Genomic DNA, 13,684 nt, shown 5'->3' with positions numbered 1-13,684 from the left:
CAGCGGTTATGCGGCGACCAGGCGCTTCTCAACCTCGGAAGCGGAGGGGTTGGTTGCTGCGGTTCCGTCGGGGAAGAGGACGGTGGGGACGGTGCGGTTTCCTCCGTTAAGCTGCTCGACGAGTTCGGCAGTGCCATCCACTTCTTCAATGTTGATCTCGGTGTAGCCGATGCCCTTGGCGTCCAGCTGCTTCTTCAGTCGGTTGCAGTAACCGCACCAGGTAGTCGAGAACATGGTGATGGTGCCGGAGTCGGGAGTGAAGTCCACAGAGCTCTCCTCAGTAATGGTGGTTGCACGGATGATTCGTCGGTATCAACGGTAACCCGCCCCCTGATAATTCCCGTGCGGCCGCCTAACGGGTTACGTCACACGCGTGCGCTGGTGCGATGTGGGAGGAAAGGGCAGACTGTTGGCATGTGTGGACGTTATGTAATGGCCCGTGCGGTGGGGGATCTGCTCGCCGATTTCGGCGCTGAGCTAGAGAACGAGGTTGCCCTCGAAAAGTCGTGGAATGTAGCACCCACCGATGCTGTTCCGATCGTGTTGGAGAGGCTTGTCGATGACAACCTGAAGCGGCAGCTCCATGTTGCCAAGTGGGGCCTGGTGCCATCGTGGGCCAAGGATCCCAAGGGTGGCGCACGGTTGATCAATGCCCGCAGCGAGACCCTTTTGGAGAAACCTTCCTTCAAGAAGGCTGCTGTTGCCCGGCGTTGCGCAGTTCCGGCCGATGGCTACTACGAGTGGAAAAAGGGTGAGGGGAAGAACAAGCAGCCGTATTACGTCCACCCGGGAGATGGCGAGGGCCTGGTCTTTGCCGGTTTGTATGAGTGGTGGCGGGACCAGTCGGCGGCAGATGACGATCCCGGGCGCTGGCTGCTGTCCATGTCCATCCTGACGGCGGACACCCCTACGGCTGAATCTGCCCGGACACGACGCAGTGCTTCGGTATTTGACGAGCTCACGGCCCTCCACGACCGCGTGCCGCTGCCCATGGACACAGAGACTATGGAAGCCTGGCTGGATCCGCGGGAGAAGGACGCTGCGGGACTGGTGGACATGGTCCGTTCCAAGGCGCACGACGCTGCGTCCGGGTGGACGTTGGATCCTGTGGGCAGCGCCGTGGGGAACGTCCGCAATAACTCACCGGAGCTCATTGAGCCGGTGGAAGGACTCTTCTGAGCTCAGAGGGCTTCGTTCACCGGGACGCCGGATTGGAACTCCCGGCCGTCCGCTTCGCTGAATCCCGTCATCACATGGCCTTTGCTGAGCCCGTGGATGGCCGACATCGGGAAGTTTCCGGTGATGACGTTGCCGGAGTGCTCAACGCCCTTGATGTCGTAATTTTCCTCGGCGCTCAAGGAGTGGTTGAAGGAGTAGAACGAGATCGCCTCTCCGTTCATGAATTCGATGCCGAGCCTGCGTTGCGAGGAGTAGTCCTCACTGGCAGCAACAAGGCCCACGACGTAAGCGCCGGAGCCTGGTATGTTCCCATCGATTTCAAACCTTGCCACCAGGTTGTCGTCTGATGCCGTGATGTTGACCTGCTTCAGGAGTGCGTCATTGGTACTCATGCCACAATCCTGCTCTGTGGACCCGCTGCCGTCCACCCCTTGACTTTCATCCTTCCAACAGGCGCTGGATGTTCCGCGCCACCGATGCCCTGTCGATGTCCTGGCCTTTGCGGGCGGTCAGAAGGTGCATGGCAAGGCCGTCGCCGTAGTCGGCTACCGACTCGGCCCGCGCCCTGGCGTCCGGCACGTTCAGAAAGCCCAGGATGTGGGCCAGTCCGGCGAGCATCCGCTCGTGGCCGGCCGCTACGACCTCCGGCTGGTCCAGGGCGAAGGCGAACCTCGCCCGGGTGAGGTCGGCATTTTCCAGCGCCAGTCCCATGAGGGCGCCGGTGAGTTGTTCCGCCAAGGCCGCCACCGACGTCGGCGTCTCCCATCCGCCTTGCTGGAGGAGGAGCGTGTCCCGCTCTTCGACGCGGTCGACGGCGGCACTGACCAGAGCGGCGCGGTTGCGGAAATAGTTCGAGGTGGTTCCGACGGCCACGCCGGCTTGGGCATCGACAGCCCGATGGGTAAGTCCTTTGAGGCCTTTCGCCGCAACGACGGCGAGGGCGGCGTCGGCAAGTTCTGTTCGGCGGTCCGGCATGGCGAAAGTCTAGCCAACCCCTATCGCCACTACAAATGTAGTAGTACAGTGTGGCCATGGAAAAAGTGGACATTTTCGGCGGCGGAATCGCCGGCCTAGCGCTCGCAGGACGGCTGGACCCCGGCCGGTTCGATGTCACTGTGTACGAGCAACGGCCGGAACTGCCCACGGTAGGAACAACCTTGGCCATGTGGAGGGAAGCCCGGAACGCCCTGTCTGAACTGGGGATTTTGGGAGCCGCCCGGAGCAGGGGAGCCATCATCAAGACCGGAGCGCTCCGCAGCCCCTCAGGCGAACCCATGCTGTCCATGGAAGGGGATGGCCTCCTTGGGGTGTCACGGCCGGAACTGTTGAAGTTGTTGGATTCCGCCGTCCCGGAAACGGTCGAAAGGGTAGCCGGGCGAGTGGATCGGCTCCCGGGCAACGCATGGCTTACCGTGGGGGCGGATGGGGTCAACAGCATGGTTCGGCAGGCCTCCTGGGGATCGCGCAGCGCCGCCAAGCCCACGCCGTTCCTCGCCGTCCGTGGAGTCATTCCAGCAACTCCATCCGCAGAAGACATTGGCGAGTACTGGGGACGCGGAGAGATCTTTGGATTGGCGCCCGCCGTCAGCGGAACCAACTGGTACGCCTCCTTCCGTTCGGACCTCGGCCCGGAGAAAGTAGACGTCGCCCAGGCACTTGAACTGACACGGAACCGGTACGCCCGCTACTCGCCCGCAGTGGGAAAGGTTCTTTCCTTGGCAACGCCGGAAAACTCCCTGGCCCAACGGATTTGGACCACGCCACCCCTGGGGCGCTATGCGCGGGGCAACGTGGTGTTGCTCGGGGATGCGGCTCACGCCATGACCCCCAACCTGGGCCGTGGCGCCTGCGAAGCACTGATCGATGCCGTGACCTTGGGCAAGCTCCTCAACGAAATGCCTGTGGAAGCAGCGCTCGCCGCCTACGGCAGAAGGCGGATACTGCGAACCCAGCAACTTCGCCTGGCATCTTCAATGATGGGAAGCATAGCCCTCGCCCAAGGAATGCAGCCCTGGCGTGATGCCCTGCTGAAGCAGGCAGGCAAGCGGGTAGCACGGTCCAAGGAGAAGGCTGGAACTTCGAAGTAGGTTTTGCCCTGACCCCGGCGTAAACTGGATTTATTCGAACATACATTCGAATAGGGAATACGGTGCAACGAGGTGAGGATATGGGGCTGTTCAGCGAGTCCGTGGAGGTCGGCTGCACGGAAACAGGCCAGCCACGAACCGTCCACTGGAAAGGGACGCACTACTCCGTCTCCAATGAACCCGTCCGGTGGTACGAGCGACGCCAATGGTGGCTGGAAGAAAGCCGCGCACCGCTGGGAACCGGAGCAGGACTGGTGGACCACGAAATATGGCGCGTCCAACTCCAACCGGTTGAGACAGATGCCCCAGCCGCGAACACCATCACCCTTGACCTCGTCCGCCATGTCAGCAGCGGACGATGGCGGCTCCTGCGCATCCATGACGCTGCGCCGGCAAGGGCCGTAGAGCCTGAAGAAGCAGCGTGAACCCTTGAGCTTCACCCACCTGCACGTCTCCACGGCCTTCAGCGCTCACTATGGCGTCTCCTGGCCCGACGAACTAGCCCAAACAGCTGCAGCAGACGGCGCCACAGCTCTCGCCTGCACGGACCGCGACGGCCTGTACGGCACCATCAAACACCTCAAAGCATGCAAGGACGCCGGCATCGATCCCATCGTCGGGGTGGACCTGGCTGTATTCGACGACGACGGCGACCACCGCACCCAAGTCGCGGGCCGCGTCGTCGTCCTCGCCCACGGCAACAACAACGGCTCCGGCTACCGGGCACTATGCCGCCTCATCTCCGACGCCCACGCACGCACCTCAGGCAAAGCCGGGGGAACGATACCCGCCGCAATCACCCGCGGCGAGCTGGCTTCAAGGACACTGGACCCCCATACCCTCAAGCCCGTGCTGACAGTCATGATCGGGCCTGACTCAGATGTTGGACAGGCCATGGGAGGCCGAAAATACCTGAGGCCAAGAACGCTCTTCAAACAATGGATCGACGCCATGCCGCCCGGCACCATCGTCGCCGAAGTCGTCACCCACCTCAGCGCCCCGGGAGAACCACTCAGCACCTCACACGCCGTGCGCATGCTCAAGCTCGCACTCGAATACAACATCCCGGCCGTCCTCAGCAACGCCGTGCGCTACTGCGCCCAAGACGGCGCCGCCACCGCGGACGTCCTGGACTCAGCCCGCACCCTCAAATCCCTCCCCGAACTCTCGGCAGCGCCCATGCTCCAACCAACAGGCCAGGGCTGGCTGAAAAACGCACACCACATGCTCCAACTCGGCAAAGAAATCATGACCGCAGCCGGGCAAGGAAAAGCGGACCTCCACAAACTGCTCACCAACACCGAAGCGCTCGCCGACAAATGCCGCATCGACCCCATTTTGGACATGGGGTGGAAGAAGCCCGTGGTTCCCGAAGCCTCCATCATCGGCATCGACGCCGACCCCATGGTGGAACTCACCCAGCGCTGCCAGTCCGGCGTCACCAGAAGGTTCCCGGGCATCACAGGAGAAGCAGAAAGGCAGCTGCGCTCGCGGTTGGAGCATGAGCTCGGCATCATTGCCCGGCTGGGTTTTGCATCCTACTTCCTCACCGTTGCCGAGGTATCCAGGATGATCCTTGATATGGGCGTCAGGGTTGCCGCGAGGGGATCCGGTGCGTCCAGCCTGGTGAACTACCTGATCGATATCAGCCAGGTGGACCCGATCCGCCACGACCTCATTTTTGAACGATTCCTTTCCGGCCGCCGATCAACCCTCCCCGACATTGATTTGGACGTTGAAAGCGCAGAAAGGCACAACGTCTACCGGAAGATCTTTGACCGCTTCGGGGCAGAGCGTGTCACCCTCATGAGCATGCAAAACGGATACAGGGCACGGGGAGCCGTCCGGGACGCAGGCCTTGCACTGGGAATGGACGACGGCGAAATCGGTGAAATCGCCAAACAATTGTGGAGATTTTCAGCCCGCAAATTCCGTGAAGCACTGGTAGAGAAGCCGGAACTGCGCTCCTTTGCAGGCCGGGTGGAGCAAGGAGGTCTGGAAGAAAACCAGCAGCTGGATCTCCTGGTGGACCTTACTGAAAGGTTGGACCGTCTGCCCCGGCACATCTCCATGCATCCGTGTGGAGTGATTTTGGGGGATGCGACCCTCCTGGACCGCACCCCTGTGCAGCCCAGTGGGTTGGGATTGCCCATGAGCCAGTTCGACAAACACGACATGGATCCCATGGGAATGCTCAAGCTCGATGTCCTGGGTGTGCGAATGCAAAGTGCCATGGCTTTTGCTGTCCGGGAAGTCATCCGCCTTCATCCGTCCAAGGCTGAAGTAGTGGCCGCCGGACGGCATCAGGTAGGACCTGGAGGAACAGGTCCGGACTATATCGGCACCGATGGCAGGATCGATCTCAATGCAGTTCCCTTCGACGACGAACCCACCTATGAGCTGATCCGCAGCACCCACACACTGGGTTGTTTCCAGATTGAGTCCCCGGGGCAGCGGGAGCTCATTGGAAAGATGGCACCCCGGGAATTCAACGACCTCATCATTGACATCTCGCTCTTCAGGCCCGGGCCCATGAAATCAGATATGGTGCGGCCCTTCCTTGAGCACCGGCACGGGTTCGCTCCGGAGATCTATCCCCATGCGGACCTGAAACCGGTTCTGCAGGAAACCCACGGCGTTACCGTGTTCCATGAGCAGATCCTGAAGACCTTTGATGTCATGACCGGATGCGGACTGGCAAGGGCTGATGAATTCCGCAGGGCTCTGGGAGATGAAGAACATGAGCCGGGAGTGGAGAGCTACTTCCGCCGGGAAGCCATCAAGAATTACGCGCCCGAGGTGGTGGACAAGGTCTGGGGAACCCTTAAAGCCTTCGGCAGTTTTGGCTTTTGCAAAGCTCACGGTGCTGCCTTTGCCGTGCCCACCTACCAGTCGGCTTGGCTGAAGACCCATCATCCCGAGGCCTTCCTTGCAGGGTTGTGGGAACACGATCCCGGGATGTATCCCAAGCGCCTCCTGGTGGCCGAAGCGCGCAGGCTGGGCATCCCCATCCTGCCCTTGGACATCAACCGCAGCCATGCAGAATACCGGGTGGAAAAGATCCAGGAGGGTCCCCATCAAGGCAAACTTGGCATCCGCCTGAGCCTTACGGGAATTTATGGGCTGTCAGGGGCTGAGCTGAAAAGGATCGTGGCAGGCCAGCCCTACGATTCCCTGGCAGACCTGCGGGCCCGTGCGAGGGTGAGCAAGCCCAACATCAAGAGGCTTGCCCAACTTGGCGCTTTTGATGCCCTCCACAAAGACTCCGGCGGGAAAGCCAACCGGGCAGACCTTGTGCAACACCTGCAGGCACTCCAAAGCAGTCCCACTAAAAAAGCCACCGACGTCATTGAGGGCCAGCTGTCCTTTGCTTTGGGTGATGTTGAGCTGAGGAACCTGGCGCCTGAACTTCCCGAACCCTCCATGGTGGACAACGTCAGGGCAGAGCTTGACCTGATGGCCGTCGATGTCAGCGCGCACCTCATGGACAGCCACCGGCCTTTGTTGGACAAGCTGGGTGTCACTACCGCAGATAAGCTCCTCGGTCTCCGCAACGGTACTGAAGTGCTGGTGGCAGGGGTACGGATCGCAACCCAGACCCCGCCCATGCGTGGCGGCAGGCGCGTGGTCTTCATCAGCATCGATGACGGCACCGGTTGTGTGGATTCAGTCTTCTTCCATGAAGCCCAGGAAGAATCCGGACCCTTGCTGTTTGGGACCCGGTTGCTGCTGATCCGTGGAACCACCAGGCGGACTGGTCCCAAAGGCATCAGCCTCAGCGCCACCAAAGCCTGGGACCTGAGCCGGCCTGAAACATTGCCCTTTACCGAGCTCCTGCCTGCCGGAGGCGCTCCACCGGATGAATACACCCATCGAGGTGCCCTTCATGGCATCTCCAGGAACCTTGCCATCACCGGTCTGGGAAGCTGAACGGGCGGCTGCTTCTGGCCTCGGCGCGCTGCTTTGGCCGCCCCCGCGGAAGCAGATACGATTGACGGTGGCTGGCTGTGGTCCCCGTACGCCACAAGCTATGAAGCCTTAACCATGAATAGGAGACACCCGTGTCAGATGCCCAACAGATCACCCTCATCGTCGATGGCGAAGAGACCAAGGTGACGGAAGGGACTACCGGCGCGGAACTCTTCTTCGAGCGCCGCGACGTCGTTGTAGCCCGTGTCAATGGGGTCTTGAAGGACCTTGACCAGGTCCTCACCGAGGGCGCAGACGTCGAAGGCGTCACCATTGATTCCCCTGACGGACTCAACGTCCTCCGCCATTCCACAGCACACGTCATGGCGCAGGCAGTGCAGCAGTTGCGCCCCGACGCCAAGCTCGGCATCGGCCCGTACATCACTGACGGCTTCTACTTCGACTTCGATGTCGCTGAGCCGTTCACCCCCGAGGACCTGCGCACTCTGGAAAAGATGATGCAGAAGATCATCAACCAGAACCAGAAGTTCGCGCGCCGTGTGGTCACTGAAGAAGAAGCCCGCGAAGCGATGGCCAACGAGCCCTACAAATTGGAGCTCTTGGGTAAGAAGAACGACGCAACCGACGCCGCGGAAGGTGTCAACGTTGAGGTCGGCGCCGGCGACATCACCATTTACGACAATGTGGATCGCAAGAGTGGCGAGAGCATCTGGTGCGACCTTTGCCGCGGTCCCCACCTGCAGAACACCAAAATCATCTCCAACGCCTTCGCCCTGACCCGTTCTTCCGCTGCCTACTGGCTGGGCAACCAGAACAACCAGCAGCTTCAGCGCATCTACGGAACCGCCTGGCCCACCAAGGAAGCCCTCAAGGCTTATCAGGAGCGGATTGCCGAAGCCGAGCGACGCGACCACCGCAAACTTGGCGTGGAACTTGACCTCTTTTCCTTCCCCGACGAGCTGGGATCCGGTCTTCCGGTGTTCCACCCCAAGGGTGGCATCATCCGCAAGGCCATGGAGGACTACTCCCGCCAACGCCACGTGGATGCCGGCTACGAGTTCGTCTACACGCCGCACATCACCAAGGGACACCTTTACGAGGTCTCCGGGCACCTTGACTGGTACAAGGACGGCATGTTCCCGGCCATGCAGGTTGACGCCGAATTCAACGAAGACGGTACCGTTCGCAAGCCGGCCCAGGATTATTACCTGAAGCCGATGAACTGCCCCATGCACAACTTGATCTTCCGCTCCCGTGGCCGGTCCTACCGCGAACTTCCGCTGCGCCTGTTCGAATTCGGTTCGGTGTACCGCTACGAAAAGTCCGGCGTTGTGCACGGCCTGACGCGCGTGCGCGGCATGACACAGGACGACGCCCACATCTACTGCACCCGCGAGCAGATGAAGGACGAGCTCACCACTACGCTGAACTTCGTCCTGGGCCTCCTCAAGGACTACGGACTGGATGACTTCTACCTGGAGCTCTCTACCAAGAACGAAGAAAAGTTCGTTGGTGATGATGCTGCCTGGGAGGAAGCCACCCGCACTTTGTCCGAGGTTGCTGCTGCCTCCGGTCTGGAACTGGTGCCGGATCCGGGTGGAGCTGCCTTCTACGGCCCCAAGATCTCCGTCCAGGCGAAGGATGCCCTCGGCAGGACCTGGCAGATGTCCACCATCCAGCTGGACTTCAACCTGCCCGAACGTTTCGAGCTTGAGTACCAGGCTGCGGACGGCACCCGCCAGCGCCCGGTCATGATCCACCGCGCGCTGTTCGGATCCGTGGAACGCTTCATGGGCGTCCTCACCGAGCACTACGCCGGTGCTTTCCCGGCTTGGCTCGCTCCCGTCCAGGTGGTGGGCATCCCGGTGGCCGAGGCATTCAACGACTACATGTTCGACGTCGTGGGACAACTCAAGGCAGCCGGCATCCGGGCGGAAGTGGACATCTCCTCGGACCGCTTCCCCAAGAAGATCCGCACGGCCAGCAAGGACAAGATTCCCTTCGTCCTGATTGCCGGAGGCGAGGACGCAGAGGCTGGCGCAGTCTCGTTCCGCTTCCGTGACGGCAGCCAGGACAACGGCGTGCCAGTGGCCGAGGCGGTCCGCAGGATTGTGGACGCCGTCAAGAACCGCGAGAGCTGACGGAACGGACTCAGAAACGGTGCAGGAGAACACAGGCGCGGCAGCTGGGATTCCGGGCGACGCCGACGTAACCGATGACTTCGGACTGGCGGGCGTGCCGGATGCATTTCAGCGCCTGTGGACTCCGCACCGCATGGCCTACATCAAGGGCGGGCAGGATCAATTCAAGAACAAGGACGACTGCCCGTTCTGTGTAGGACCCACGCGTTCGGACGAGGAATCCTTGATCGTGTACCGGGGGAGGACCTGCTATGTGGTCCTCAACCTTTTCCCGTACAACCCTGGTCACCTGTTGATCTGTCCCTACCGCCACGTGCCCGACTACACGGACATCACCGTGGAAGAGACTGCCGAGTTCGCCGACCTCACACAGACCGCCATGCGGGTCTTGCGGAAGGTGTCCAACCCCAGTGGCTTCAACCTGGGCATGAACCAAGGCGTTACCGGCGGAGCGGGAATCGCCGCGCATCTGCACCAGCACGTGGTCCCGCGCTGGGGTGGAGATGGCAACTTCTTCCCGATCATCGCCCAGACCAAGGCCATCACACAGACATTGGATGAAGTCCGCAAGCTCGTGGCCGAAGCCTGGCCGGGGGAGTCGAATGCTCAATAGGCATGCGCGCGGCTTTTTCACCTCACTTTTCACACCACTTGCCCGTTGGCTCCTCAAGATCGGCGTTTCACCTGACGCGGTGACCATGGCAGGTACGGCCGGAGTAATACTGGGCGGCTTGGTGCTATATCCGCTCGGCCACCTGTGGTGGGGCTCTGTGGTGGTGGCGTTCTTCGCCTTCTCCGACGTTGTTGATGGCATCATGGCACGGCTCCAAGGCAGGAGCGGCGGCTGGGGCAACTTCCTGGATTCCACCCTGGACCGTTTGGCCGATGGCGCGATCTTCGCTGGCATCACCATCTGGTTCTTCACCCATGGCGAGGATCCCGCCATCGGAACTGCCGCCGTCGTCTGCCTTGTCCTTGGCATGGTTGTCTCTTATGCCAGGGCAAAAGCGGAATCACTGGGATACCAGGCAAGCGTGGGCATCGCCGAGCGGGCCGAGCGTTTGGCGTCCGTGCTGCTCATTACCGGCTTGACCGGATTGGGGCTTCCGCCTGTGGTGCTGTTCGGGACCCTGATCCTGTTGGCACTGGCCAGCGTGGTCACCATCATCCAGCGGATGTCCACCGTGCACCGGCAGGCCATGGCCGAGGCCGACGGAGCTGCTGCGGGCTAGCGGCTAACAATTGGACTGTCCGCAGGGAACTGGCATACGACCAGACTCGCCCCTTGCGGGTTGTGCACCTGTCCTACCACAGTGGCCTTTGTTGCCCGTCAAAGCGGTAATGAATGTACTCCCACCATGGAACGTGCGACTACTATTACTAGTACTTGGTCACCTTGACCTGAAAACCCGGTGTGCGCTGATTGCGGTCGTGTGGCTGCGCGTGCCTCCGGCAAAAAGGTCGTTTATCTACCCATAGGGGTTTTTGTGTCTACACCAGATGTAAGCAACGAAGCCGGTTCGTCCGCGAACAGCGTCACGGGCAGCAGCCGCGTCAAGCGGGGCATGGCTGAGATGCTCAAGGGCGGCGTCATCATGGACGTCGTTAACGTCGAGCAGGCCCGCATCGCTGAGGATGCCGGTGCCGTGGCTGTCATGGCGCTCGAGCGCGTTCCGGCCGATATCCGCGCCCAGGGCGGCGTGTCCCGCATGTCGGATCCGGACATGATCGATGCGATCATCGCTGCCGTGTCCATCCCGGTCATGGCCAAGGCCCGCATCGGCCACTTCGTCGAAGCCCAGATCCTGCAGTCCCTCGGCGTCGACTACATCGACGAGTCCGAGGTCCTGACCCCGGCCGACTACATCAACCACATCGACAAGTGGAACTTCACCGTTCCCTTCGTCTGTGGCGCCACCAACCTCGGTGAGGCCCTGCGCCGCATCAACGAGGGCGCGGCGATGATCCGTTCCAAGGGCGAGGCCGGCACCGGGGATGTTTCCAACGCCACCGGGCACATGCGTAAGATCCGTTCGGAGATCGCCAAGCTCGCCGCCCTTCCCGAGGACGAGCTCTACGTTGCGGCCAAGGAACTGCAGGCCCCGTATGAGCTGGTCAAGGAAGTTGCCGCCACCGGCAAGCTCCCCGTGGTGTTGTTCACCGCCGGTGGCATCGCCACTCCGGCTGATGCTGCGATGATGATGCAGCTCGGCGCGGACGGCGTGTTCGTTGGCTCGGGGATCTTCAAGTCCGGCAACCCGGCAGAGCGCGCGGCCGCCGTCGTGAAGGCCACCACGTTCCATGATGATCCCGACGTCATAGCCAAGGTCTCCCGCGGACTCGGCGAAGCCATGGTGGGCATCAACGTCGACGACATCCCCCAGCCCCACCGCCTCGCAGAGCGCGGCTGGTAAAAGTAAACCGTACGACGGCGGCCGGTCACCTTCCGAGGTGACCGGCCCCCGTCGTTTCTAATCCAGTCCCCTGCGCTTCAGGAGGGGCTCCAGTGCGGCGTCCCGGCCACGGAACGCGCGGAACGACTCCAGCGGGTCGCGGCTGTTTCCCCGTGAGAGGAGCTCGGATCGGAAGTGAGCGCCGTTCGCCCTTGTCAGACCGCCGTTCTCCTTGAACCATTCCACGGTGTCCGCATCCAGTACTTCGCTCCAAATGTAGGAGTAGTAGCCGGCCGCGTAGCCCGCGCCGGCAAAGATGTGCTGGAAGTAGCCCGTCCGGTACCGCGGCGGAATCAGCGGGTGGGCAACGCCGGCGCTGGCAAGGGCTGTGGCCTCGAAGGCCAGGACGTCCTCCGGAACGTCCGCTTCAGCCAGTACATGCCAGGCCAGGTCCAACAGGGCAGCTGCAAGATACTCCGTGGTGGCGAACCCTTCGCCCCACAGCAGTGAGGCATTGAGTTTGTCCACAGTGGCCTGGGGGAGGGGTTCCCCCGTGGAGTAATGACGGGCGTAATTGGACAGGACTTCGGGCCACATGATCCACATTTCGTTGACCTGCGACGGATACTCCACAAAGTCCCGGGGAACGGAGGTGCCGGAGAACCGCGGGTAGGTGACCTCGGAAAACAGCCCGTGCAGTGCATGTCCGAACTCATGGAAGACAGTGCGGACCTCGTCGAGGGTCAACAGCGTGGGCTCGCCGGGAGCAGGTTTGGTGATGTTGAGGTTGTTGATCACCACCGCCTTTGTTCCCAGCAGGCCGGACTGTTCCACCAACGAATTCATCCATGCGCCACCACGCTTCGAAGCACGGGTGTAGTAGTCGCCCAGGAACAGTCCGATTCCGTGGCCGTCCTCGTCGCGCACTTCCCAGATACGCACATCCGGGTGGTAGCCATCAAGATCGGACCGCTCATGGAAAGTGATGCCGTACAACTGGGTGGCAGCATGGAAGACGCCGCCGGAGAGGACGTTGTCCAAGCTGAAGTAGGGGCGCAGCGCTTGCTCGTCCACCTCAAACTTCTGCTTGCGGACCCGGGCGGAGTAGAAGGCCCAGTCCCACGGCTCCAGGTCATGCCCGGCGGAGGCGGCCAAGGCTTCGGCCTCGGACTGGGCGTTCCGAACGGCGGCAGGGGCCAACCGGCCAAGCATGGCCTCCACATCGCCGAAATTTGGCGCGGTCTGCTGGTCCACCACAAGCCCGGCATAGTTCGCAAAACCCAGGAGGCCGGCCTTCTCCGCGCGCAACCGGACAGTAGCTGACACGAGGTCCCGCACATCCAGGCCCCCACCGCTGGTGCCGCGTGCCAGGGACGCTTCATACAAACGACGCCGGATGGACCGGTTCTCCAGCGACGCGATGGCGGGCTGGTTGCTGGGCTGGATGAGCGTCAGCAGGTATTTGCCTTCGTGCCCGGCCGCTTTTGCCGCCTCAGCGGCCCCCGTGACATCTTCGGCAGGCAGCCCGGCCAGGTCTTCGGGGTCGTCGAGCAAGAGCGCCGCGGACTTCATCCCGTCCTTGACCCGCTGGCCGAACTCCGTTCCCAACCGCGAGAGTTCTGCGTTGACGTCCCGCAAGCGTTGTTGTCCAGCGGCATCAAGCTGGATGCCGGACTGCCGGAACTCCTTCAGGTATTCCTCCACCAGGCGGGAGGACTCGGGGTCGAGATCGGAGGCATCGATCGCGGCGAACCGTTCGTACAGGGCCCGGTTCATGTACACGGCGTCCTGGTGCGCCGAGAACTTGGGTGACAACTCTGTCTCCAGTGCCTTGATGTCATCAGAGGCATCGGCCGAAACCACGGTGAAAAATGCTGCAGCCGCCCTGTCCAGAAGGCGCCCGGAGCGTTCCATGGCCACGGCCGTATTCTGGAACGTTGCCGGTTCGGGATTG

At 61.9% G+C, this 13,684-nt stretch carries 12 protein-coding genes; 8 read left to right on the top strand and 4 right to left on the bottom strand.

Annotated features, from left to right (window positions below; translation table 11 throughout):
• Nucleotides 1-6: 6 nt before the first annotated feature.
• Complete coding sequence (locus RQH14_RS09260) at nucleotides 7-267, bottom strand: mycoredoxin (protein ID WP_024816868.1); 261 nt, start codon at nucleotides 265-267, stop codon at nucleotides 7-9.
• A 147-nt stretch (nucleotides 268-414) separates the two neighbouring features.
• Here RQH14_RS09260 and RQH14_RS09255 point away from each other — a divergent pair, with 147 nt between their 5' ends.
• On the top strand, nucleotides 415-1,179 hold the full coding sequence (locus tag RQH14_RS09255; protein WP_311212982.1) for an SOS response-associated peptidase: 765 nt from the start codon (nucleotides 415-417) through the stop codon (nucleotides 1,177-1,179).
• Nucleotides 1,180-1,181: 2 nt separating this feature from the next.
• Here the strand turns inward: RQH14_RS09255 and RQH14_RS09250 are convergent, their stop codons facing one another.
• A complete protein-coding gene (locus tag RQH14_RS09250; RefSeq protein ID WP_311212981.1) occupies nucleotides 1,182-1,571 on the bottom strand; it encodes a hypothetical protein in 390 nt (129 codons plus the stop codon).
• 46 nt (nucleotides 1,572-1,617) lie between these two features.
• A complete protein-coding gene (locus tag RQH14_RS09245; RefSeq protein ID WP_311212980.1) occupies nucleotides 1,618-2,154 on the bottom strand; it encodes a TetR family transcriptional regulator in 537 nt (178 codons plus the stop codon).
• Between the two features lie 50 nt (nucleotides 2,155-2,204).
• Between RQH14_RS09245 and RQH14_RS09240 the strand changes: the two genes are divergently transcribed.
• The 7 genes from RQH14_RS09240 (at nucleotide 2,205) to pdxS (ending at nucleotide 11,751) form a co-directional block, all read left to right on the top strand.
• Nucleotides 2,205-3,266 carry an FAD-dependent monooxygenase gene (locus RQH14_RS09240; protein WP_311212979.1) on the top strand — a complete coding sequence of 354 codons (1,062 nt, stop codon included), beginning with the start codon at nucleotides 2,205-2,207 and terminating at the stop codon, nucleotides 3,264-3,266.
• Nucleotides 3,267-3,346: 80 nt separating this feature from the next.
• A complete protein-coding gene (locus RQH14_RS09235; protein WP_311212978.1) occupies nucleotides 3,347-3,691 on the top strand; it encodes a DUF6504 family protein in 345 nt (114 codons plus the stop codon).
• Between the two features lie 4 nt (nucleotides 3,692-3,695).
• On the top strand, nucleotides 3,696-7,196 hold the full coding sequence (locus tag RQH14_RS09230; protein WP_311212977.1) for a DNA polymerase III subunit alpha: 3,501 nt from the start codon (nucleotides 3,696-3,698) through the stop codon (nucleotides 7,194-7,196).
• A gap of 131 nt (nucleotides 7,197-7,327) precedes the next feature.
• Nucleotides 7,328-9,337, top strand: coding sequence for a threonine--tRNA ligase (gene thrS, locus RQH14_RS09225; protein WP_311212976.1), 2,010 nt, complete (start codon nucleotides 7,328-7,330; stop codon nucleotides 9,335-9,337).
• A gap of 19 nt (nucleotides 9,338-9,356) precedes the next feature.
• Complete coding sequence (locus tag RQH14_RS09220; RefSeq protein WP_311212975.1) at nucleotides 9,357-9,950, top strand: HIT domain-containing protein; 594 nt, start codon at nucleotides 9,357-9,359, stop codon at nucleotides 9,948-9,950.
• Nucleotides 9,940-10,569 carry a phosphatidylinositol phosphate synthase gene (gene pgsA, locus RQH14_RS09215; RefSeq protein ID WP_311212974.1) on the top strand — a complete coding sequence of 210 codons (630 nt, stop codon included), beginning with the start codon at nucleotides 9,940-9,942 and terminating at the stop codon, nucleotides 10,567-10,569. Before RQH14_RS09220 ends, pgsA begins: the two co-directional genes overlap by 11 nt.
• Nucleotides 10,570-10,824: 255 nt before the next feature.
• The gene (pdxS, locus tag RQH14_RS09210; protein WP_311212973.1) at nucleotides 10,825-11,751 is read left to right on the top strand and encodes a pyridoxal 5'-phosphate synthase lyase subunit PdxS; all 927 of its coding nucleotides are present in this window, start codon (nucleotides 10,825-10,827) and stop codon (nucleotides 11,749-11,751) included.
• A 57-nt stretch (nucleotides 11,752-11,808) separates the two neighbouring features.
• Here the strand turns inward: pdxS and RQH14_RS09205 are convergent, their stop codons facing one another.
• A complete protein-coding gene (locus tag RQH14_RS09205; protein ID WP_311213072.1) occupies nucleotides 11,809-13,644 on the bottom strand; it encodes a M3 family metallopeptidase in 1,836 nt (611 codons plus the stop codon).
• Nucleotides 13,645-13,684 lie beyond the last annotated feature (40 nt).

Source organism: Arthrobacter sp. WCS2018Hpa-7, assembly GCF_031843805.1.
Lineage (GTDB): Bacteria > Actinomycetota > Actinomycetes > Actinomycetales > Micrococcaceae > Arthrobacter.
The sequence above is the reverse complement of the archived record's forward strand: the minus strand, read 5'-3'. Positions and strand labels throughout refer to the sequence as shown.

What these genes read in the sequence shown, in the direction of transcription:
- RQH14_RS09255 (WP_311212982.1), top strand. Translation starts at nt 415, where the DNA reads ATGTGTGGACGTTATGTAATGGCCCGTGCGGTGGGGGATCTGCTCGCC.
- RQH14_RS09250 (WP_311212981.1), bottom strand. Translation starts at nt 1,571, where the DNA reads ATGAGTACCAATGACGCACTCCTGAAGCAGGTCAACATCACGGCATCA.
- RQH14_RS09245 (WP_311212980.1), bottom strand. Translation starts at nt 2,154, where the DNA reads ATGCCGGACCGCCGAACAGAACTTGCCGACGCCGCCCTCGCCGTCGTT.
- RQH14_RS09235 (WP_311212978.1), top strand. Translation starts at nt 3,347, where the DNA reads ATGGGGCTGTTCAGCGAGTCCGTGGAGGTCGGCTGCACGGAAACAGGC.
- pgsA (WP_311212974.1), top strand. Translation starts at nt 9,940, where the DNA reads ATGCTCAATAGGCATGCGCGCGGCTTTTTCACCTCACTTTTCACACCA.
- RQH14_RS09205 (WP_311213072.1), bottom strand. Translation starts at nt 13,644, where the DNA reads ATGGAACGCTCCGGGCGCCTTCTGGACAGGGCGGCTGCAGCATTTTTC.